We start from the raw sequence: 19,464 nt of genomic DNA on the forward strand, positions 1-19,464 counted from the left end.
CGCTTAACATTACTGACGTTTATAATTGCTAACCTTAAAAATAAGTCCCGTTTAAGATTACTGCTATTAATATGAATTTCCGTCGACGTTTGCGGTTGTTAACGTGTACTATCGTTTACGATTGCTGACGCTAAATACTCAGCCCATTAATGATTAACCGAGTTCTTTTTTCACCACATCAACAATCTTTGCGACGTATGCTTCAACCTGAGCCTTGTCTGGGCCTTCTGCCATGACGCGAATAAGCGATTCCGTACCGGATGGACGAACCAGCACACGGCCGTTGTCGCCAAGCTCACGGGACACTTCTTCCGCTGCTGCTTCAATCGCCTGGTTGCCCAGGTATTTGCTCTTGTCTTCTACGCGCACATTAACGAGCACTTGCGGGAACTTGCGCATAATGGTTTTCAGCTCGCTGAGCTTGCGGCCGGAAGCTTTAATCGTATCGACCAGCTGCAAAGCGGTCAGAATGCCGTCACCCGTCGTAATATAATCTAGAAAAATAACATGGCCGGACTGCTCGCCGCCCAGATTGAAGCCGCCGCGACGCATTTCTTCCATCACGTAGCGGTCGCCAACAGCGGTTTGTGCGGTTTGCAGGCCTAGCTGCCCCGCAGCCTTGAAGAAGCCAATGTTCGCCATAACCGTCGTAACGACCGTGTCATGCTTCAGCTTTCCAGCCTGTTTCATTGCATCGCCAATGATGCACAAAATATAATCGCCATCGACCTCTTCGCCTTGATCATCAATGGCGATCAGGCGGTCGGCATCGCCGTCAAAGGATAATCCCAGATCCGCTTTATGCGCCAGCACCTGCTCACGCAAATATTCCGGATGCGTCGAACCGACGCCCGCATTAATGTTGCGGCCATCCGGTTCCGCCCCTACCGTAATGATTTCCGCGCCAAGCTCGCGGAATACAGCCGGCGCCAGCTCATAGGCGGAGCCGTTGGCGCAGTCGAGCACGATTTTAAGGCCGCTGAAGCCGCCTGTAATCGTCGTTTTCAAAAAGTCCAGATAACGCTTCTTCGCCGAGTCATCGTCGGTTACAGTGCCAATGTCGCCGCCTACAGGGCGCGGCAGTTCATCCTGCTCCGCATCAATCAGCTGCTCAATGCGAATTTCCGTCTCATCCGACAGCTTGAAGCCGTCGCCAGCGAAAAACTTTATGCCATTGTCCTCGACCGGATTATGCGAAGCGGAAATCATCACACCCGCATCCGCCTTGAGCTCACGCGTGATATAAGCAACTGCTGGCGTAGATACAACGCCAAGACGAACCACGCTCGCGCCGATGGACAGCAAACCAGCAATTAGCGCCGATTCCAGCATGGGGCCGGAAATACGCGTATCCCGTCCGATAACGACGACCGGCTTATCTGCCTCTCCCGTTAATACAAATCCGCCGCAGCGGCCAATTTTATAAGCAAGCTCTGGTGTCAATTCCTGATTCGCGACACCGCGCACGCCATCTGTACCAAAATATTTCCCCATTATCGTTCTAGCCCCTTTTATGATGTCGATATTGGCTGAACCAGCCAAATATTTGTTGATGCTCTTTACATTACATTAGCCATTTGCATTTGTGGCGCTGCCATTGCTTGGCTCGCCGCCACCAGCATTCGTAGCTCCAGTGCCTTCATTGCTGCCATCGTTTCCCGCTCCAGCGCTAGGCGTGCTCTCACCACTATCCGGCGTTGCCGATGGCTCAGGCGTCGGACTCGGCTCTGGTTCGGTCGTACCACCGCTTGCATCTGGATCTGCCGTTACCGGATCAGACTTCTCGCCAATAACTACCGTAGCGCTAAATGCCGCTTCTTCGTTTGTTACGGTCACAAAACGCGGCACCGTTGTCGTCAGCTTGATGGTGTGTGTGCCTGCCTTTAGCCCCTGCAAATCAGCTGTCAGCTGCAAATCCTTGTCGCTAATCGCCGATAGCACATCTGGCGCACCGTGAATATTCAGGCTCGCCTCGCCGCTCTGCGGCTTGCTGATTTCGGCGAAAAGACCCTCGCCAACGTTCGTTAGCTGAATCGCTCTCGTCAAAGTCAGCGATTCCCATGAGACGACATTAACCTCAACATTAATTTCAGCAGGCTCAACGAGCACGATGCCATCCAGCTTCGTTACTTTCGACTTCACTGTGCCCGACTGCTCTACAGCTCCAAGATCAATCGTCACCCCATTATATACTTCGAGGGCATCAAGCGTTTTCTGATCCGCATAAACGGCAACCTTGTCGATTTCCGGTTTAATCGAAGCAATGCTTAAACCTTCCGGCAAGCTGCCTGTGTAGCTGATCTGGAGCGGAACCATCTTGATTGGCGGAGTGACGGGAACCTCCACATCAACGATCTTAGGATTGGTAATGGCATGCTCCATCACTTTTCCTTCCGTATCATAAACAACAACACTCGCCTTTTTATCCTCAACTGTCGATTTGGCGCCTTCCACACTAACAGTCGCGCTGACCGAACCGACATATTCCATTTCATCCTTTGGAAGCGTCACTTTAACGGACGCGGCTGTCTCTTTGCCCACCAATGATGGTGTGCCGACAATATAGCCGCTTGAAGGCGTGCCTGAAGTCTTCAGCCCGAGATCAAAGGACCTCGTCTGAATTTCTTCGATATCTACCTTCACCGTGCGCTGTGAAATTTCCAGCAAGGTGACGCCGCTCGGCATCGTATACGTTAATGGCACAACATGCTCGCCTGTTCCGAGGCCCGATAAATCGGCCGTAATAATATAATCCTCGTCTTTGGCGGTCAGCAGCTTGGAACGGCGGCCCTCCACCATAATTCTTACAACGGTCGGCTCCATCTGCACGAGCGAATATTTGGTTTCATCCAGCCCGGTTGGAATAATTTGCGCGGCCTCAATAATTTTTTTATCTGTATTGGAGGTCACCGCAGCAGGAGTCGATTCCGGATCGAAATGCACAACTGCCCACAGCAGCAGCGCAATGACGATCGAAATAATTTTAATCGCTGTCGGATGACTAAGCCATTTATCCATCCTGGCCTCCTTTCCGCTTCCAGAACGCGAACGTAGAGCGTTCCTTCGTGCGTCCATTCGTCTTCGGAGTCAGCTCCTCGAACAGCTTCGAGATTAGCGATTCTTCTTTAATATCACGAACAATCATGCCGTTGAGCGCCAATGAAACTTGTCCCGTTTCTTCAGACACCACAACCGATATCGCATCACTAACCTCGCTTACGCCGATTGCCGCACGATGGCGGGTACCTAGCTCCTTGCTTATAAAAGGATTTTCAGACAGCGGCAAATAACAGCCTGCCGCCATAATTTGATTACCCCGAATAATAACCGCTCCATCATGCAGCGGCGTATTTGGCGTAAAAATATTGTTCAGCAGCTCGGAAGTTATTCGCGACTCCATCTGCACACCTGATTCAATCAGTTCATTAACGCCGGTTGTCCGTTCAAAAACGATGAGCGCGCCGATTTTGCGGTTCGCCATAAACTGGACAGCCTTCATCACTTCATCAATTTGTTCATTGACAACATCCTTGTCCATAAAGGACGAGCTGACGAACAGCTTCCCGCGTCCCACCTGCTCCAGCACCCGCCTAAGCTCAGGCTGAAAAATGATGAGCACCGAAACGACGCCAAAGGTGAACATTTGGTTCATGACCCATTTGAGCGTATATAAATTGAACCACGTGCTAATTGCCCATACAGCAATAAGCACAAGGATTCCTTTCAAGAGCTGAACCGCCCTTGTCCCTTGTACAAGCAAAATGATTTTGTAAATAATATAGCTGACGATCCCGATATCAATGACATCCTTGATGCCGTTCTGCCAAGTCAAATCTGCAAAGTAACTCATGTAAGAACCCCCAAACAACCGAGCACGTATCGCATGTATTTTGAATTACAACTTTATTATTTTCTATATTGGGTGTGGAAACTCCTTTATTTAAGGTGAAACGGCTGTCGACATCCTTTGGCGGCGCAGCGCGTTTCAGTCCGAGAAATATAGAGAAAGGATGCAACCATCCTATCCTTCCCTATATTTTAAGGTGAAACGGCTGTAGACATCCTTTGGCGGTGCAGCGCGTTTCAGTCCGAGAAATATAGAGAAAGGATGCAACCATCTTATCCTTCCCTATATTTTCAAAAAAAGCTGCCTTCCCGTCAGGAAGGCAGCCACCTAAGAAGCCAATCCGCTGAAAGTTGTCGTCACCTTATACCAGAACCAATCAAGTGCTTGATCAATGGTTCGGCTTTGCCCGGCAATGTAACCGGTCGAAGCAAGATTCAAGGAACCGTCAATAACCGTTACATTGCCCTCGATTTCGCCTCTTACGTCAGCCATGCCATTTTCAACGATCAAATTTCCTTTAATATGCACACCTTCTGGAATTGTAACCGTGTTGCCGTCAATAACGACCTGATGCAGATCCTCGCCCGATACCACCAGCTTCGTATCATGTCCCCACATCGAGACGAAGCTGCCCAGCATGACCAATACAAAAACCGCTGCGACCGTTACGCCCGGGTACTTGTAAAGCAAACGCAAATACAGCGGACGAGTCTTCGCCTTCGGTTTCGGTATTTGGTCCAGAATAAGCTGCGTCAGCTTCTCGGAAGACTGTATATCGTAATGCGGGACCACTGCGGCATGCTCCAAGGCGGAAAAAGTCATCGCTTCCGTCTTCTCCAGCTGTTCGAACCGAGCGAGGCAAGCGGGACAAGTACTCATATGCCCCTTCAAATCCATCGTACCTTGTCTGGTCAGATCACCGTCAAAATAGTCGTGCATCATTCCGATGGCGACTTTGCATTCCATAGCAGCCAGTCCTTTCTTTCTTTTGCTCACATTAACGCTCTACTACAACTATAGGATACGTATCAAATCCGAAAGTGTTTCAAAATTTCGCGACAAGCCTTCGGACATATTTAAAGCTTGTACTCCAGCTTCTTGCGCAGAAACTCGCGCCCCCGATGTACCCTCGTCTTAATCGTCGTTACAGGGATATCCATGACCTCGCTAATTTCTTGTAGAGATAAATCCTCAATATACCGCAGCATCATCACCGTCTTGTATTTGGGTGGAAGCGAATCAATGGCCTGATGGATAATCCGCTGTGTCTCGGACAGCAGCGTCTCCGATTCAGGCGTACGATTGTCGCTTGGAATCATCGAATAGCCATCGAGACCCTCGTGATCCGTCGATTCCGCATCGAGTGAATACACAGGCTTGCGCTTGCGCAGCTTGTCGATACAAAGATTCGTCGCGATCCGATAAATCCAGGTGGAAAATTTCAAGGTTTCATCGTAACGCTCTAAATTTCTATACACTCGCATGAACGCTTCCTGCACGACATCCTCCGCCTCTTGACGGTTGCTCAGCATGCGGTACGCCATGTGAAAAAGCTTGTCCTGATAGAGCCCTACGAGCTCAGCAAATGCCCGCTGGTCGCCTTTTAACGATAATTTTGCAAGGCGGGCTTCCAATACATTCACTTCTACTCCTCCAAACTTTCCGTTTGAACGGATTGTTGCCGCGAGTGCTATTATGAATCAGCAATGCCTACTAAAACAAATATAACTCCTGCCGCGTCCTCTGCCCTTAAACTCTATAGAAAATCGTAATCCACATGGACTTAAAAAGCAAGATAATTGCGTAAGAAACATCCAATCTTTCCAACGTATGACGAAACAACACCGCTACCTTATTTGAATTATTATATACGTTTTTCACTATCTATGGCAAAAAAAGCAGCTCTCAAGCTTTTCGCTTGATGCTGCTCATGCCGGGCTCGTTACGAATGCGAATCGTTCCGCACATCGTTCCCAGCCTGTTTATATGAAAAATATTATAAGGAATTTGTCATCAGCTTTTGAAGCACGCTTTGAATTTCGTTCGATGGAATAGCAAAACCAATGCCTTGCGCCTCCGCGCTTACCGCCGTATTAATGCCAATGACCTGACCGCTCGTATTCAGCAGCGGACCGCCCGAGTTGCCTGGGTTAATGGAGGCATCGGTCTGCAGCAAATGCTTATAATCCTTCGTGCCGCCGTTTTCGTCTTGTACAGAAATTGGACGTTCTTTCGCGCTTAGCACACCAACCGTCATCGTGTGGTCGAAGCCATAAGGATTGCCGATGGCGATAACCCAGTCACCGATGGCTGTACTATCCGAGTCGCCCAGCGGCAGCGTCGGGAATGCCGTCGTTCCGGTAATTTTCAGAACAGCCAAATCCAGATCGGCGCTGGAGCCAACAACCTTGGCCACAAAAGGCTCATCATAACCTTCTACGGTTACCTTCACTTGGGAAGCCCCGCTAATGACATGCTCATTCGTTAAAATGTAACCATCGGACTGGAATATAAATCCCGTTCCGGAGCCGGTAAGCTGCAAATTGGAATCGTCTGTGCTGTTTTGATCATTGGAGCCTGCATTTGGCTGCTGCTGCTGGCCGCTTTGCGGTACCTGCTGGCCGAAAAACTGCCAGTAGTCCGAGCCGCGTCCGCTCGAGCGCGTCGCTTGGCCATAGTTTTCGATTTTGACGACCGCTGGGGATGCCGCTGTATAAATGCTGGAAATTTGGCTATCCACCGAGTTGGCAGCGGTTGTCAATCCTGCGCTGTTCTCGCTGCCATTGCTGACGACACTGCCATTTGTCGCATTCACTGTAGCTACGCCGCCTGTAAACAAATTGCTGCGATCCGCCGTATACATAAAGCCGCCGATGACGACAGCCCCTGCCAGAAACGCGGCGAAAATGGACTTCAACGGCGAACGCTTCGCCAGCTTGGAGGAAGCCTCGTCCCCGCCCCTGCCTGCGCCGCTTTGCCCTTTATCCGTCATCGTCTGCAGCTCACCCAGCTGCTTCTCATACGAATGGCGCAAACTCGAAGGGGAGCGTTCTGCCTCGTAGATGTAGGATGCTACTAGCGGAGCCGTCTGTTTTGCAGCCTCTTGGCCTGCAGCTGTTTCCTGCTGCGATACCGATGATACGAGTGGATCAGCTTGCTGGTGCGTTGCCTTGCTGCTATCCGCCTCCGCCTCCTTCGACGCCGAAGCCTCTTGCCGCGGTTCAGCAGCATCCTCATAACCATAAACCGTTTTGAAAACCTGCTCGCTCCCGGGCTTGCCAACTGCACTCGCTTGTCCGTCTTTGCTATCGCTCGATCCGGCTGTGTTCATGTCCGCCTGCTCGTTTCCTTGTCCTCCACCATTCACTTGATCTGCCATACGATCATCTCCCTGTCCATTCAAGCTGTTATTTGTTCCTCTATATTGGTTGTCCTCGCTCATCTTGATTGCCTCCTTCAAGTTTTACCGAGTAAAATTCATCAGTTAAGCTAAGTATCGGGAAAATAACGATTCGCACTTGTCCGTTCGATTGCATTCGGTCATTTCGTTTGCCTTCTATGTATACATCATGCAGGACGCACCTTAAATCAAACTTAAGTGAAATTTAAAGCAACATAAAACCTTTAAACCTTGACCATATATCGTGCTAAAAAGCAGTACAAGCGCATAATAAGGGCCACTGCTGCTGCTTGCCCCACCTTTTACAACGCAAAAAAAAGCCAAGCGAGGCAATAGCTGCCCTGCTTGGCTTTCCTATTCACGCCAGAATCTCGTGGCGTTTACTTATTTATTTTTCAAGCTACGTATTCGTATTAGCCCGTGTTTCTCAGGCCGGCTGCAATTCCGTTGATCGTGAGCAATACTTCACGAAGCAGCTCTGGATCATCCTCGTCCTTCGCCCGCAGTCCGCGGAGCTCAGTCAGAAGCTGAACCTGCATGTAGCTGAGCGGATCAACGTATGGATTACGGAGGCGAATCGATTCTTGAATAACCGGTACGTTATCCAAAATTTCCGTTTGGCCCGTAATGCTCAAAATCATTTGCGACGTCAGCGCATATTCCGACTCAATTTGCTGGAAAATACGATCGCGGATAGCCTCGTCGGAAATCATGCCCGCATATTCCTTCGCAATAATAAGATCGGCTTTCGCCAGTGCCATCTGCAGGTTGTCGATCAAAGAGCGGAAGAATGGGAAATGCTCATACATCGTTTTCAACGTTTGCAGACGCTCTTCGCTTCCATCCACATATTGCTGGAGCGCTGTGCCGGCTGCATACCAGGCTGGCAGCAGATAACGGCTTTGCGTCCATGCGAATACCCATGGAATCGCACGCAAATCTTCAAAGCGGTCGCTGTTTTTCCGTTTGGACGGACGTGAGCCAATGTTCAGCTCGCCAACCTCGGGCAGCGGTGTCGATTCCTTGAAGTACGTGAGGAAATCCGGATCGCGGAAAATCAAATCCTGATATTTCTCCAGCGCCGTCTCGGAAATCGAACGGGCGATTTCTTCCCACTCCGGCTCGGCCGTCTGGCCCTGCTCCGGATATTTTGCCAAGCGCGCTGCTGTAATCAGCGCCCAAGTCGCCTGCTCCAAGCTGCGGTAAGCGATGCCCTGCATCGAATAACGCGAGGAAAGCACTTCGCCTTGCTCGGTAATTTTGATGCCGCCGCCAACCGTATGCGGTGGCTGTGCCAAAATGCTGCGGTTCAGCGGCATGCCGCCGCGACCGAGTGCTCCGCCGCGTCCGTGGAAGAACTTCAGCTTAATGTCGTATTCGTTCGCCGCTGCTGTAATTTCCTTAAGAGCTACGCGCAGCTCCCAGTTTGCTGTAACCGCTCCGCCATCTTTATTGCTGTCGGAGTACCCCAGCATAATTTCATGCAGATCGCCGCGAGCCGCAACGGCTTGACGGTAAATCGGCAGCTCGAACAACTGCTTCATAATAGCCGGAGCCGCATGAAGATCGTCGATTGTCTCGAACAGTGGCACCGATTGAACAGAGCAGTGAACCGTGCCATCGCGATCTTGACGGAACAAGCCAACTTCCTTCGAGAAGACCATGACTTCCAGCATGTCGCTGGCGCCCTGCGTCATACTGATCAGGTAGCTGGAAATGCAGTTCGGGCCAAACTCTTGCTTCGCACGGTAAGCCGTATGGTACACATCGAGACATTCACGCGTTGCATCCGTATAATCCAAGTGGCTCGACGTCAATGGACGCGGATCATTCAGCAGGCGATGCAGCAGCTCAACCTTTTCATCCTCATTCAAACCTGCATAATCCGGCGTAATGTTCATTTTCGCCAAAATTTCAGTCATTGCATTTTCATGCTCTTTGCTGTGCTGGCGAATATCCAGCGTCATCAGGTGGAAGCCGAACAGCTCAACCTGGCGAACCAGCTTGCCGATATGCGTGTCTGCCACATAATCCGCGAAGTGATTGCGCAGGCTGCGGTCAATAATTTTCAAATCCTCCAGCAGCTCTTCCGGGCTGTTATAGCGCATAGCCGACCCTTTGAGCGCCTCATTGCGCGTATTGGCGAGCTTCTCCAGCATAAAGCCAAGCTTGATGCGGTAAGGCTCCTTCGTGTTGCGCCACAGTTCTACGCATTTCAGCTCAACCTGCTCGCGGTCGCGGCGAATTGATTCAATCAATTCATCCGACACTTCCACAATATTCGTGCTGAAGCTGAGTTGGCCCATCAGCTCATTCAGCGTTTCTTCATACTTGCGAATTGCCAGCAGGCGGTGCATCGTCAGCGCTTCCCACGTCACCTTCGCCGTTACGGAAGGGTTGCCGTCACGGTCGCCGCCGATCCACGAGCCAAAACGGAGAAAGTCTGGCGCATGCCATTTTTCACCTGGATAATATTTCTCAAGGCAGCGCTCCAGCTCTTCGTAGACAGCAGGCAGCACCTCGAACAACGTTTCATCAAAATAATACAAGCCGTTGCGAACTTCGTCGATAACCGTAGGCTTACGGTCGCGAAGCTCATCGCTTTGCCACAAAATAAGCACTTCATTCAGCAGCTTCTCGCGAAGCTTCTCGCGCTCACGATAAGTCAGCGTCGGATTATCAAGCTCCATGACATCTTCGGCAATCCGCTTGTGGATATCCAGTACCGCTCTGCGTGTAGCTTCCGTTGGATGTGCAGTCATAACAAGCTCCAGCGAAATGCCGCTCAGCATTTGCTGTACATCTTCCACTGCGATTTGACGTTCCTTCAGATCCGCTACAGCACTCTCAATGGAGCCGCGTTGAACGCCTTCCCCAGTGGAACGCTCATAATCGCGCTTGCGGCGAATACGGTGATTTTGTTCAGCAATGTTAACCAGTTGAAAATAAATCGCAAAGGCACGAATAACCTGGTGCCTAATTTCCGGGCTCAATGACGACACGGTCGTCTTGAATTGCGCGAATAGCTCCGGAATATATTCCGCTCGCAACGATTTGCTTGTTTCACGGATTTGCTCCACAATTTCAAGCAATTCCTTGCCGCCCTGGTGGACGAGCACTTCGCCGAGTATGTTGCCTAGAAACCGAACATCCCTACGCAGCAAATTGTTCGCTTGCTGGCGGCTTGCCGATAAATTCGTTGCAGCTTGTTCCGACATACTGAAATCCTCCTGTAGCGTGCCCTATAACGGACTCATTTTAACTATCTTACACTATACTACAAAATCCTTCACGGTTGAAGCCCCGCCATTTACCAAGATGTATGGGAGGCTGTCTATTATGCTCACAACTAAAAAGGGAGCATTAATCATAAAATGAGGAGATGATCCCCTGGATTTCCGCTAACGTCATACATTACCCCTGTATGATACAATTCTATCTCATTCATTTTTTATGGATAAATAGAATCATTTTCACGCTGTAGAAAAGATATAAAAAAAAGAATAGTTGCCATTCACACATATCTTTAGGTATGGTATAAAAAGGAATTTACCTCGATTTATCAAGAAATGGAGGAGATTTTCATCGTTCAGCTCTACTTGCCATTGCTGATAATTATCGCAGCTATTTCTTTTATAACGGTTAAAGCTACGGCTAAAAAAGGCAGCTACCTGCGCCTGACCCCTCATCAAATCGCCATTATCGCCTTCAGTTTGCTTCTTATGCTCATACAGTTGTATATCCCTTATCGGAATGCTGCATTTATGAGCGGTGCATTGCTGTCCTCGCTGCTGTCCACCGCCTTGGCCCTGCTCGCGGTATTCCTCATCTATTTTAGAAAAAATAAATGGGCCTACCTTTCTCTTGCTGTCGCTTGCGTATCGGGGATCATTTCTACCCTTATAAAAATAAACTAGCTGGTAGCACGCGTATGCTTTTTTCCAGCTAACAGGCATCTTTTTCCAGTAAATAAACGATCCTTTATAGCCTCTTCAATCAGACAAACGCTACTAAAAAAGCTTCCATGGCTGAAACTCGCCATAGAAGCTTTCTGTTCATCGCTTCTCCATTGTCACTTATTATCGATGTATTGGGACTTATTTTGTTATTTTTTCACTGCTGAAACTAGCAAAAACATCGGACGGCGCATTTCCTCCTGCCAAGCCGAATGGCTAGCCAGCAGCTCCTTTGTCGGCTGCAGCTCCGAAAGCTGCTTAAGCTCGAATCCGGATTCAATCAACGCGTTCATGTAGGTCGAAACCGTACGGTGGTATTTAACGACATCATGCTCCAGAAATCTGGACTGACGCTGGCCCTCCCTATGATAATCATCCAGCGGCCAATGCAGCTTTTCCCCTTCCGCCCCATAATGCCAATCCTGCCCGGCAAGCGCGGTGAACACTGGATGCTCAACCGAAAAGACAAATGTGCCGCCTGGCGTAAGGGAATGGTGAATCTTATTGAAGAGGCCGCCCAATTGCTCCACATAGTGCAGCGCAAGCGAGCTAATGACGACATCAAACTCCTCCGCTGGAAAATCGATGTCCTCAATCGCAAGCTGGCGATATTCAATCTGTCCATCGTCTGTCATTTCCCTTGCCCGTTCCAGCATATTGCCCGAAAGGTCAATCCCTACAACCGAGCGGGCATGCTGTTCCCGTGCATAGCGGCAATGCCAGCCGAATCCGCAGCCGAGATCGAGCACGTTTGCACCCTCCAGCTTCGGCAGCATTTTGCGAAAAAACGACCATTCTCCGGCAGCATCCAGTCCCCCAATCGAACGAGCCATCTGGCTATAATTTGTGAAAAAAGAGGACTCATCATATTTGTTTTGCTTCATCCGCCTTCAACCTCCTTAGTGCTTGGCTATTTTGTCTTTTAAAATTATCATCCTTTAAAAACAGGAACAAAAAAAACCTTGCATACCGCAAGGCTTTCTTCGTACTTTGTAACGTTTAAGCGGGTGATGGGAATCGAACCCACGCTATTAGCTTGGAAGGCTAAAGGAACTCTCATTCAGAGAGATTCCTTTAGCTTCATAATTCCGTCGTTACTGCATTTCCTGAAATTTTGAACATCTCTCGAACTCACAGAATATCAATTGAACGAATATTTTTTCCCCTTTTTTTCCCCTTTCCCCCTCATTCCCCCCAGTTTTATTTTAGGGGGAATACACTACTTGGACCACCTTGCCTAGAAGTACGCAGCCGTTATACCCTTCAATATCATTATCCTCATATACAGGTTGCTCATCCTCGTAACTTTGTAATTTCCTAACTGCTATTTCATCATTTAGACGGATGGCCACAATATCCCCCTGCTCAAAAATATTCGTATCTGATACCAGTATCATGTCGCCTGGCTCAATGTTTAATTCACTCACAAAATTTTTCTCTACATTAATATACATGTCTGGACAGTCTCCTTCAATCGATGTTTTACAAAAAAAGCCGACACAAAGTCCGCTGTTTGTCAGCGTCTCAGTGTCGGCTTGATCCGGCGTCACTATATCCCAAAACGATATAGCTGTCCTTTGCAGTTCAACGGTTATGCTGTTAATTTACTCATATCAACCTGATCGTTATTGACCAACTCACGTAAATTTTGATTGAATTTAATCGTGACAATCTGCCGCAGGCAATTATCTCCCTCAACAACGCTCGTCATTTTCTCAATTTTCAGCCCCGGATGCATCGATTCAAAAATCGGTTCAAAGTCTGCTTTCATTATCGATGTTACATCCTCTAAGAAAAACTCAAACTTATTTACACGCTTCAGAAGATTGAGCAGGTACTGTTCAAATTTGGTGAACTCAGCTTCGTAAACCAATATGGCCGTGTCCGTTTGTAGATCAAATAACGTTTTTAACGGACCTTTTCCTGACCATGCCTTTTTAAGTTTCTTAAATATATTTATCATGATGACTTCAAAATTTGGAACATGCATTCCCTGTACCCTCCCTGATGTGTTTGCCTTATACATGTATTATTAGGCGGTAGTTGGGATATGTAAAGGAAAATTGGCGGTCGTGAATTTCCCTATTTCCTCGACATCTTACGACATACTTTTCATTTTCTATATGTTATAGGGAGCAAAAAAAGACGCTCATCTTATGGAGATGAGCGTCGAATATTATCACACCGTGTTTCTAGCATTGTCGAAACTCGGAGGCAAAAGCGCAGAAACGGCCTTAAACTTTTCCTCAGACATTATACAAAACTTTGATTTTTGCTTTGGATACTCGGTAAAATAAGCCTTTTTAAAGCCTGAATCCATACATCGTATTGCGTCAATGTTGACCGCATTGCTACGATCGACTATTGCGAAGTTACAGCCAGAGTTGTTTAATGCATGCGCCCAATACCGCAGCGATCCTATCAAATAATAATTACTATACTCGGTGTGGGCTATTACGCGATCAATTGTAGCATCAAACTCCAAATAGATAACCCCGCAGCTCGGTATGTTTTTCAGTCCGCCATCCGCTGATGTATCAATTGCCACTGTTATGTCCATTTTGTTCCTCCGTGTCAAAAATCATCTGGTATGTCTGGCTGATGCACAAAAACCCAACTTGCGGGCAATACAACTAGAATGGCTATCACACCTAAAAATGTTGCTAACAGTTTAAAGTAATGTTTTTTCATCATTGTCACCTCCTCCAATTGGAATCAATGTCAAGCATTGCGCAAAAACAGCAGCAGCCACCACAGGCGATGCGGCAAAAAGGCTTAGGCTGATGTATGCCAGCGTAGCAGGCTTTAAATAGCGGTGGAATCGCTCTGGCATCAACGTCTTGCCTTTGATGTTGGCTGGAGAATACAACGCAGCCAACACAAGGCTCGCCCCCGACATGATGTAAATATATATAGGTGGGAAATCAACGAATGACAGCAGCGTCCCGCCAACCACTGATACGACTATGCAAGCCTCTGTTGATTTTAAATGTATGCCTCCCGCGAGCTGGCGGAGCTGCGCGAATACCAACATAGCTATAAATGCTTCTTGTGTCTTTCCTGTAAAAAGCGTGATGAAGTATGTCAGCACAAAAATTGGTATGACGTTCATGAGAAACGACAACGCTACTCGCATTTTCCCTTCGGAGACTGGGTGATCTGGCACCTCTGATTTGATTTTTGCAGCCATCCTAGACGCCAAAGTCTCTAGCAATTTCCTCACGCTCCTTCCGTTTCGCATAGTAGATAAAACCAACAACTGATAAAACGAAGAAGATAAAAGCAAAGTCTAAATTTTTACTTTGTAAAATCACACTGGAAATTACCGAAAACGACGTGCTCAAGCTGAGTATAATCATATCCTCAGACTTGAATTGAAAGCGAGTGAAGTCAAAGGAAAACCCTCGACCTATTTTATACAGCGCATGCGCCAGAACGATGCTTATCACACCTGATAATAATTGCAGTATATAGCCCTTCGCTTCTACCGTCTGCACCTCGTTTATTGACAAGTACCCCATTGATAGATACGAAATAGACGCTTGCAAGGAACCGTACACGGAGTACCCTGTCAGCGAAGAAAACACCGCCCATACAATAGGCACCCTAATAATAAATTTTATAAATAATATTGTGATAACCAAGTTAATAATCGGCACTAAAAAAGCGTATTCCGTGAATTTTTCAATTAGGTAACCTAGAATAGTTATCAAAAGCACTATCTTTATTATTGGAGCAATATACTTTTGAGGATTGAACCTAAAAATATAAAGAATCCAAACAAAAACCGCAATGCCCTCGATTGCCGAAAATAGCATCGACCAAACAAATTCCATCATAAACACAGTCTCCCTTTACGGCCCTATAGCGTCTTTGCTGTGAGTGTCTGGTTGATCGCTGCCGCTTTATCTTTTAATCCATCATTGCACTTTGCTTCGAGGTTAGCAAGATGCTAAATGAATAACAAGTCCTATACATCGACAGTTATTTATTCCCTTTGATATAAGAACATTTGTTTGCATATAATATATTCATCAAGGAGGCGTTGGTCATGGGACAAAAGCTAACAGGTAATGGATTGTGGGAGAGCAGCCGTATCATACTGCCAGAGCATCGAAACGCTTATTTAAGTCTTGTGAAGGAACGTCACCGGCGAGAGCGCATCGAGTTGGACGAACAAGAAAAGGAATTGATATCTATAGCCTTGAGATCGTCATACAAGCATCGCGTGCCATTGAGCATACAAATGTACGATCCATTCGAGGAGTTGCGCGTGGAGGGCGTTGTGAACGCCCTAGCCGATCTGCGCGGAGCCTTTAAAGTGGACGATGATTGGTATGCAATCGAGGACATAGAACGGGTAGAGCCATACGAAGACTGGTGAGTCGCATTATTAAACTTCCAAATAAAACAAGCCCTGGCCAAATGGCTAGGGCTTGTTTTGTTAGAACTCTTCATATTCTTCCGGAATATCAACGCCGAATGTGGAATGATAGGGAGCATCGACAATAATATAGCCACCTTCGCTCCTCCAGCCCTTTTCCAGTACATATCTGACTGGAATAGGAACTTCCCTATCATCCGGATTTTCTGCTGGCCAATGCTTCTCGAGCACGCACATGATAGAGTGACCAGACTCACTAATGTAAAAGTGATACGGCTCCAGTTCCTCTGGCAGCCCCGGATATGGTTGAATGGAAACGCCGTGCTTGACCGCTTGCAAGCTAGGGCGGATTTCCCTCTCTTGTTTCTTTCCCTCGAAGTTAACTCGTAGAGCCTGCTGCATATCGGAAAAATCGAAATTCCGATATTCTAGGCTGATGAATGACTCGAAAGCAGCCTTCGCTTGCATGAAGACCCCACTCTCCTGGAACGGTGCATCTTTGCATTGCTCAACTGCTGCTTGAGCCTGCGCACGAATCGGATTGTCGATGTATCGCGTCTCTACGTAATCGCAACGGTTGTACACGTTGATTAAAACGACGGGAGACTCTGCCAGCGCCTGCAGCGTTTCAAAGTGAATTGATGGGTTAAGTGTAATCTCCACAATGAATGGGTTCGGCCACTGGTCCCGAATACATAGCAACCAATGCACCAAGTAGATACCCTGAACGTTGTGGGCCAGCAAATGCATCTGTACCTTGTTACGTTGCAGCAATTTACTGTCCTTTGTGTTTCCGACAAAAAGCCGCAGCTCCGGCACGGCATATGCGTCCTGGCCTTCTATCTTTGTAGGCTTCATAGTTCCCCATTCCGCAGGGACATTTCCAGCAGCCACAGGGAAATAAACAACTCCGTTTAAAGCTCCATTCCCGCCACGGCCATACATTGCACGCTCCTCAGAGCTTGACGGGAAGCCATTCCTTGGATCAAACATCTGCTTCATTCCTCATCCGCCTTCCATTCGATTACTTGTTCAACCCTCAGATTGTAGACACGACAAATCGTGTCAAGCACATCCGAGCGGAACGGCATTTTGTCCTTCCATATTTTCGCGGAAGTTGCTGGAGCAAAACCGCAATCAATAAGTATGTCGTTCTTTTTTTTCTTGGTTGTAATGTACCATGCATGAAACGGCGCAAACGAAAGCATTGTAATCACCTCAAATCAAATGTACACGATCGCATATTTATTTTCAAGAAGATATTGACAAAATATTCACGATCGCATATATTTAGATTAACAAATTTAAGGAGTTGGAAAAAATGTCAGTAAAAACATTTATGGTTGAAATGTCTCTCGATCAGTTTCACGTAGTATTTCCGGCATTGTTTGATGAACGTAACAGGTTGGAAGTTCAATTGATGGAGTTGGACGCAATAGCGGAACTTAATGATGAGGGTTTGTTTACTGGCCGGGAGCTTCCGGGTGGCGAGGAGAAATATCAAGAAATATCGCGCAAAATGGCCTGCATTAGCTCATTCATGAGGTCTATCTATGAAGAGTCCGGGAAGTTGGTAAGGAAGAATGTGTATGGAGAAGAAGAGGGGGTTCAACATGACTGAATTCCAAAAATTGCAGCAGCAGGTGAATGAGTTGTCCAAGATTAACGCATCGCTATTTAACATTGTGGCGACGATAGCGGAAAGCAGCAACTACATGGCAATGATGGAGCTACAAAGTCTCCAGCCGCACATGGCCGCTTACTTCGAAAAGCACAAAATAGATTAAGGTTCCGCCGCGTACTCGTTTAGGGTAGGCGGCCTTTCCAGTAGAAAGGTACGGGTGATGGCGATGAAGATAAAGGGCGAGTATTTGGGCGCTATGGAGGCTGCAATAAGTGCAATTTGCAGCGATTTAGAAAACGATACACAGGAGGTCATGACAGAAGAGGGTAAATGGCTGATAGATGCCAAACGGGAAATATTCAACGGTATGCTGAATCGTTTTTCAACAACGAGAGCTTTGGGCGATCCGCGGTATTTAATAAACGACTTCGCCCTCCTTCCTAAGCTGAAAAAGTGGGGCGAAAACGATCAGCGAATAGCTGATTTGGTTAAATCACTGGAAGAGTGGATGGAGTGAAAAGTCATGTGGATGGATTATTATTTCATGAGTGGTTAGTTGCCAGAACTGCACGAAGAGTCGTGCAAATGCTTTAGTAGTCTCTATTTTATACCAATAAACACAAAAAGCCCTGCTAACCATTAGGTCAGCAGGGCTTTCGCTTTTACTGCTCCTTCTGACCACTGGCCCGTCGCAGGATGTTTGCCAACCGGTTCGCTTCTGCCTTTCTTGGTACATCTCCTTTAGCGTGAGCTGCCGCCCACTCTGGCTGTAAATACTTCTTGATAATTGCGTTCGCATCTTCTGCTTTCATTTCCGGTTCCGCCCCTTTCGCATTAATCTTCGCCATTACAGCATCAATCTGTCTCGCTGTCGGCCGAATGCCAGCCCTCAGCTGTGCCGTTGACAGCCCAAACGTCATTTCAAAATGGGGATAGTCCTTAAACGACGTCCAATCCCCACCCCACGCAAATCCAAGCGCCTTGGCCTCCTGCACAACCTCTGACCAGTCCGCAACGCCGTCAGCATCACCGTCGCGCTTTGTGTCCCAATAAACCTGCTTACCGTCCTCAGACAGCAGCGCAAAGTCGATGGCCACACCAAAATTATGATAGCTATAACCGGCTCGCGCATTTGTGACGATGCTACCAGGCTTGGTGCGCCCCTGCGCGTAGAGCGCGTCCTGCTCTGCAGCCGATCGATAACCCTGCGTAATGACGATCGGCACGCCGCGATTATATGACCGCTCGATTAGTCGCTCAACTGCAGCGGCGACGACTGGCAATAGATTCGCCAGCCGCGCTGCCGATTTACTCTTTACCTGCTTCAGTGTCAGCACCAGCAACGCCTCCTTGCTTTACGAGTTGGTGACCATAAACGGACACAGCCCCCACTAAGATGCCTTGAATAAATGCCTCTACGTTAAGGCCGGTTAGCAACAGGCAAGCCACAACAGCAACGCCCGTCACAATGTATACGATGCTCCAATTTGGTACGCGCGGCGTTTGCTTAAGCACATACCCAATCACCCAGCAGGCTGCGACCAAAATAACCAGCTCCGCTTTAATAAGCCCTTGAATAACATTCCATTCCATTTCTATCAACCCTCTCTATTTAATTACAAAGCCGCCTTTAAGCGCGAAGCCGATTATTGCAAGTATTATCGCTCCGATTACCGTGGTAGAAAGCCAACTCGTTAAACGGTCGATCTTGTCCAACCGATGGTGCGCCGCTTTGGTGCTGTCCAGAGCCTTTTTTGCAATATCCTCAACCTCTTCCACCTTCCGCGAAACGTCTTTCAAGCCGTCCATCTTTGTTGATAACTCCCTCATGTCGAGCCTCAGTCCTGTGATGGTCTCATTTAATTGTTTGATATCATCGTTCACTGCATTTCACCTCCAGCGGCATAAAAAATAGCCCCGCCGCAGCGGAGCTTAATGTTATGAATATATTAACAGGTAAAATTATGCTATAATCAAGGAGCAACAGAATAGGCTTAAGGGCGGTCGGCTACCTCTCGATAGAAGGGAGGGATGCCTTGTGACAGTATTTGAAGCACTCATGCTTATGCTTACCTTTGGTACGCTTCTCGTGGCGCTAATAGCACTACTGTTCAATAAAAATAAATAGACCGCCCTCGGTCAAAGGAAGCGGTCTATTCTTATAGTCCTTCTAGCTGAAGCCTTCCGCCCTTAAAGCGGCTGTCGCACTGGGAGTCGTGTTGTCGCACGGCTCTCTTTGCATTATAAGCTGTT

25 protein-coding genes are annotated in these 19,464 nt (G+C 47.8%); 6 read left to right on the forward strand and 19 right to left on the reverse strand.

Features of this window, described 5'->3' with window-relative positions; translation table 11 throughout:
* Positions 1-153 precede the first annotated feature (153 nt).
* The 7 genes from glmM to ppc all read right to left on the reverse strand — a co-directional run bounded on the left by glmM (position 154) and on the right by ppc (position 10,465).
* Positions 154-1,494, reverse strand: coding sequence for a phosphoglucosamine mutase (gene glmM, locus AC50YG_RS23730; RefSeq protein ID WP_473758932.1), 1,341 nt, complete (start codon positions 1,492-1,494; stop codon positions 154-156).
* 75 nt (positions 1,495-1,569) lie between these two features.
* Complete coding sequence (locus AC50YG_RS23735; RefSeq protein WP_494830227.1) at positions 1,570-3,018, reverse strand: CdaR family protein; 1,449 nt, start codon at positions 3,016-3,018, stop codon at positions 1,570-1,572.
* On the reverse strand, positions 3,011-3,850 hold the full coding sequence (gene cdaA, locus AC50YG_RS23740; RefSeq protein ID WP_341279756.1) for a diadenylate cyclase CdaA: 840 nt from the start codon (positions 3,848-3,850) through the stop codon (positions 3,011-3,013). The genes AC50YG_RS23735 and cdaA overlap by 8 nt, the downstream gene beginning before the upstream one ends.
* 324 nt (positions 3,851-4,174) lie before the next feature.
* Positions 4,175-4,843 carry a zf-HC2 domain-containing protein gene (locus AC50YG_RS23745; protein ID WP_341279757.1) on the reverse strand — a complete coding sequence of 223 codons (669 nt, stop codon included), beginning with the start codon at positions 4,841-4,843 and terminating at the stop codon, positions 4,175-4,177.
* Positions 4,844-4,923: 80 nt separating this feature from the next.
* Positions 4,924-5,490 carry an RNA polymerase sigma factor SigW gene (gene sigW / locus AC50YG_RS23750; RefSeq protein ID WP_046233638.1) on the reverse strand — a complete coding sequence of 189 codons (567 nt, stop codon included), beginning with the start codon at positions 5,488-5,490 and terminating at the stop codon, positions 4,924-4,926.
* A 353-nt stretch (positions 5,491-5,843) separates the two neighbouring features.
* Entirely contained in the window at positions 5,844-7,289 is a 1,446-nt protein-coding gene (locus tag AC50YG_RS23755; RefSeq protein WP_494830234.1) for a S1C family serine protease, read from the reverse strand.
* A 371-nt stretch (positions 7,290-7,660) separates the two neighbouring features.
* Entirely contained in the window at positions 7,661-10,465 is a 2,805-nt protein-coding gene (gene ppc, locus AC50YG_RS23760) for a phosphoenolpyruvate carboxylase (RefSeq protein ID WP_494830236.1), read from the reverse strand.
* A gap of 351 nt (positions 10,466-10,816) precedes the next feature.
* On the opposite strand from ppc, the gene AC50YG_RS23765 reads away from it, so the two are divergent.
* Complete coding sequence (locus tag AC50YG_RS23765) at positions 10,817-11,164, forward strand: hypothetical protein (RefSeq protein WP_494830238.1); 348 nt, start codon at positions 10,817-10,819, stop codon at positions 11,162-11,164.
* A gap of 188 nt (positions 11,165-11,352) precedes the next feature.
* Here the strand turns inward: AC50YG_RS23765 and AC50YG_RS23770 are convergent, their stop codons facing one another.
* The 7 genes from AC50YG_RS23770 to AC50YG_RS23800 form a co-directional block, all read right to left on the reverse strand.
* Positions 11,353-12,087: a class I SAM-dependent methyltransferase gene (locus AC50YG_RS23770; RefSeq protein ID WP_494830240.1), complete on the reverse strand. Its 735-nt coding sequence runs from the start codon at positions 12,085-12,087 to the stop codon at positions 11,353-11,355.
* 321 nt (positions 12,088-12,408) lie between these two features.
* Positions 12,409-12,657, reverse strand: a complete 249-nt coding sequence (locus tag AC50YG_RS23775) for a S24 family peptidase (protein ID WP_494830242.1) — start codon at positions 12,655-12,657, stop codon at positions 12,409-12,411.
* A gap of 137 nt (positions 12,658-12,794) precedes the next feature.
* A complete protein-coding gene (locus AC50YG_RS23780; RefSeq protein WP_494830244.1) occupies positions 12,795-13,193 on the reverse strand; it encodes a hypothetical protein in 399 nt (132 codons plus the stop codon).
* 189 nt (positions 13,194-13,382) lie between these two features.
* Positions 13,383-13,763, reverse strand: coding sequence for a LytTR family transcriptional regulator DNA-binding domain-containing protein (locus AC50YG_RS23785; RefSeq protein ID WP_494830245.1), 381 nt, complete (start codon positions 13,761-13,763; stop codon positions 13,383-13,385).
* 14 nt (positions 13,764-13,777) lie between these two features.
* On the reverse strand, positions 13,778-13,894 hold the full coding sequence (locus AC50YG_RS23790) for a cyclic lactone autoinducer peptide (protein WP_494830247.1): 117 nt from the start codon (positions 13,892-13,894) through the stop codon (positions 13,778-13,780).
* Complete coding sequence (locus AC50YG_RS23795) at positions 13,875-14,393, reverse strand: accessory gene regulator B family protein (protein ID WP_494830249.1); 519 nt, start codon at positions 14,391-14,393, stop codon at positions 13,875-13,877. The genes AC50YG_RS23790 and AC50YG_RS23795 overlap by 20 nt, the downstream gene beginning before the upstream one ends.
* A 1-nt stretch (position 14,394) precedes the next feature.
* Positions 14,395-15,042 carry a hypothetical protein gene (locus tag AC50YG_RS23800; protein ID WP_494830251.1) on the reverse strand — a complete coding sequence of 216 codons (648 nt, stop codon included), beginning with the start codon at positions 15,040-15,042 and terminating at the stop codon, positions 14,395-14,397.
* A 212-nt stretch (positions 15,043-15,254) separates the two neighbouring features.
* Between AC50YG_RS23800 and AC50YG_RS23805 the strand changes: the two genes are divergently transcribed.
* Positions 15,255-15,587, forward strand: coding sequence for a YolD-like family protein (locus AC50YG_RS23805; RefSeq protein WP_494830253.1), 333 nt, complete (start codon positions 15,255-15,257; stop codon positions 15,585-15,587).
* A 60-nt stretch (positions 15,588-15,647) separates the two neighbouring features.
* Here AC50YG_RS23805 and AC50YG_RS23810 read toward each other — a convergent pair whose 3' ends face one another.
* Positions 15,648-16,589: a hypothetical protein gene (locus AC50YG_RS23810; RefSeq protein WP_494830255.1), complete on the reverse strand. Its 942-nt coding sequence runs from the start codon at positions 16,587-16,589 to the stop codon at positions 15,648-15,650.
* Positions 16,586-16,795, reverse strand: coding sequence for a helix-turn-helix domain-containing protein (locus AC50YG_RS23815; protein ID WP_494830257.1), 210 nt, complete (start codon positions 16,793-16,795; stop codon positions 16,586-16,588). Before AC50YG_RS23815 ends, AC50YG_RS23810 begins: the two co-directional genes overlap by 4 nt.
* A gap of 113 nt (positions 16,796-16,908) precedes the next feature.
* Here AC50YG_RS23815 and AC50YG_RS23820 point away from each other — a divergent pair, with 113 nt between their 5' ends.
* The 3 genes from AC50YG_RS23820 to AC50YG_RS23830 are packed head-to-tail and all read left to right on the forward strand — an operon-like array spanning position 16,909 to position 17,728.
* The gene (locus AC50YG_RS23820) at positions 16,909-17,208 is read left to right on the forward strand and encodes a hypothetical protein (protein WP_494830259.1); all 300 of its coding nucleotides are present in this window, start codon (positions 16,909-16,911) and stop codon (positions 17,206-17,208) included.
* Complete coding sequence (locus tag AC50YG_RS23825) at positions 17,201-17,374, forward strand: hypothetical protein (protein WP_494830261.1); 174 nt, start codon at positions 17,201-17,203, stop codon at positions 17,372-17,374. The genes AC50YG_RS23820 and AC50YG_RS23825 overlap by 8 nt, the downstream gene beginning before the upstream one ends.
* 57 nt (positions 17,375-17,431) lie before the next feature.
* Positions 17,432-17,728 carry a hypothetical protein gene (locus AC50YG_RS23830; RefSeq protein WP_494830263.1) on the forward strand — a complete coding sequence of 99 codons (297 nt, stop codon included), beginning with the start codon at positions 17,432-17,434 and terminating at the stop codon, positions 17,726-17,728.
* Positions 17,729-17,873: 145 nt separating this feature from the next.
* Here the strand turns inward: AC50YG_RS23830 and AC50YG_RS23835 are convergent, their stop codons facing one another.
* Genes AC50YG_RS23835 through AC50YG_RS23845 form a run of 3 tightly spaced genes read right to left on the reverse strand, consistent with a single transcriptional unit; the run spans position 17,874 to position 19,095 of the window.
* Positions 17,874-18,548, reverse strand: a complete 675-nt coding sequence (locus tag AC50YG_RS23835; RefSeq protein ID WP_494830265.1) for a M15 family metallopeptidase — start codon at positions 18,546-18,548, stop codon at positions 17,874-17,876.
* Complete coding sequence (locus AC50YG_RS23840; RefSeq protein ID WP_494830267.1) at positions 18,520-18,804, reverse strand: phage holin family protein; 285 nt, start codon at positions 18,802-18,804, stop codon at positions 18,520-18,522. The genes AC50YG_RS23835 and AC50YG_RS23840 overlap by 29 nt, the downstream gene beginning before the upstream one ends.
* Before the next feature lie 15 nt (positions 18,805-18,819).
* Complete coding sequence (locus AC50YG_RS23845) at positions 18,820-19,095, reverse strand: hemolysin XhlA family protein (protein ID WP_494830269.1); 276 nt, start codon at positions 19,093-19,095, stop codon at positions 18,820-18,822.
* Between the two features lie 154 nt (positions 19,096-19,249).
* Here AC50YG_RS23845 and AC50YG_RS23850 point away from each other — a divergent pair, with 154 nt between their 5' ends.
* On the forward strand, positions 19,250-19,339 hold the full coding sequence (locus AC50YG_RS23850; protein ID WP_074904961.1) for a putative holin-like toxin: 90 nt from the start codon (positions 19,250-19,252) through the stop codon (positions 19,337-19,339).
* Positions 19,340-19,464: the final 125 nt, after the last annotated feature.

Source organism: Paenibacillus sp. J31R34, from assembly GCF_059383715.1.

Excerpts from the sequence above, each read along its gene's own strand:
- glmM (WP_473758932.1), bottom strand. The coding sequence starts at position 1,494 with ATGGGGAAATATTTTGGTACAGATGGCGTGCGCGGTGTCGCGAATCAG.
- AC50YG_RS23735 (WP_494830227.1), bottom strand. The coding sequence starts at position 3,018 with ATGGATAAATGGCTTAGTCATCCGACAGCGATTAAAATTATTTCGATC.
- cdaA (WP_341279756.1), bottom strand. The coding sequence starts at position 3,850 with ATGAGTTACTTTGCAGATTTGACTTGGCAGAACGGCATCAAGGATGTC.
- AC50YG_RS23755 (WP_494830234.1), bottom strand. The coding sequence starts at position 7,289 with ATGAGCGAGGACAACCAATATAGAGGAACAAATAACAGCTTGAATGGA.
- ppc (WP_494830236.1), bottom strand. The coding sequence starts at position 10,465 with ATGTCGGAACAAGCTGCAACGAATTTATCGGCAAGCCGCCAGCAAGCG.
- AC50YG_RS23765 (WP_494830238.1), top strand. The coding sequence starts at position 10,817 with ATGGAGGAGATTTTCATCGTTCAGCTCTACTTGCCATTGCTGATAATT.
- AC50YG_RS23770 (WP_494830240.1), bottom strand. The coding sequence starts at position 12,087 with ATGAAGCAAAACAAATATGATGAGTCCTCTTTTTTCACAAATTATAGC.
- AC50YG_RS23775 (WP_494830242.1), bottom strand. The coding sequence starts at position 12,657 with ATGTATATTAATGTAGAGAAAAATTTTGTGAGTGAATTAAACATTGAG.
- AC50YG_RS23780 (WP_494830244.1), bottom strand. The coding sequence starts at position 13,193 with ATGCATGTTCCAAATTTTGAAGTCATCATGATAAATATATTTAAGAAA.
- AC50YG_RS23785 (WP_494830245.1), bottom strand. The coding sequence starts at position 13,763 with ATGGACATAACAGTGGCAATTGATACATCAGCGGATGGCGGACTGAAA.
- AC50YG_RS23790 (WP_494830247.1), bottom strand. The coding sequence starts at position 13,894 with ATGAAAAAACATTACTTTAAACTGTTAGCAACATTTTTAGGTGTGATA.
- AC50YG_RS23795 (WP_494830249.1), bottom strand. The coding sequence starts at position 14,393 with ATGGCTGCAAAAATCAAATCAGAGGTGCCAGATCACCCAGTCTCCGAA.
- AC50YG_RS23800 (WP_494830251.1), bottom strand. The coding sequence starts at position 15,042 with ATGATGGAATTTGTTTGGTCGATGCTATTTTCGGCAATCGAGGGCATT.
- AC50YG_RS23805 (WP_494830253.1), top strand. The coding sequence starts at position 15,255 with ATGGGACAAAAGCTAACAGGTAATGGATTGTGGGAGAGCAGCCGTATC.
- AC50YG_RS23810 (WP_494830255.1), bottom strand. The coding sequence starts at position 16,589 with ATGAAGCAGATGTTTGATCCAAGGAATGGCTTCCCGTCAAGCTCTGAG.
- AC50YG_RS23815 (WP_494830257.1), bottom strand. The coding sequence starts at position 16,795 with ATGCTTTCGTTTGCGCCGTTTCATGCATGGTACATTACAACCAAGAAA.
- AC50YG_RS23820 (WP_494830259.1), top strand. The coding sequence starts at position 16,909 with ATGTCAGTAAAAACATTTATGGTTGAAATGTCTCTCGATCAGTTTCAC.
- AC50YG_RS23825 (WP_494830261.1), top strand. The coding sequence starts at position 17,201 with ATGACTGAATTCCAAAAATTGCAGCAGCAGGTGAATGAGTTGTCCAAG.
- AC50YG_RS23830 (WP_494830263.1), top strand. The coding sequence starts at position 17,432 with ATGGCGATGAAGATAAAGGGCGAGTATTTGGGCGCTATGGAGGCTGCA.
- AC50YG_RS23840 (WP_494830267.1), bottom strand. The coding sequence starts at position 18,804 with ATGGAATGGAATGTTATTCAAGGGCTTATTAAAGCGGAGCTGGTTATT.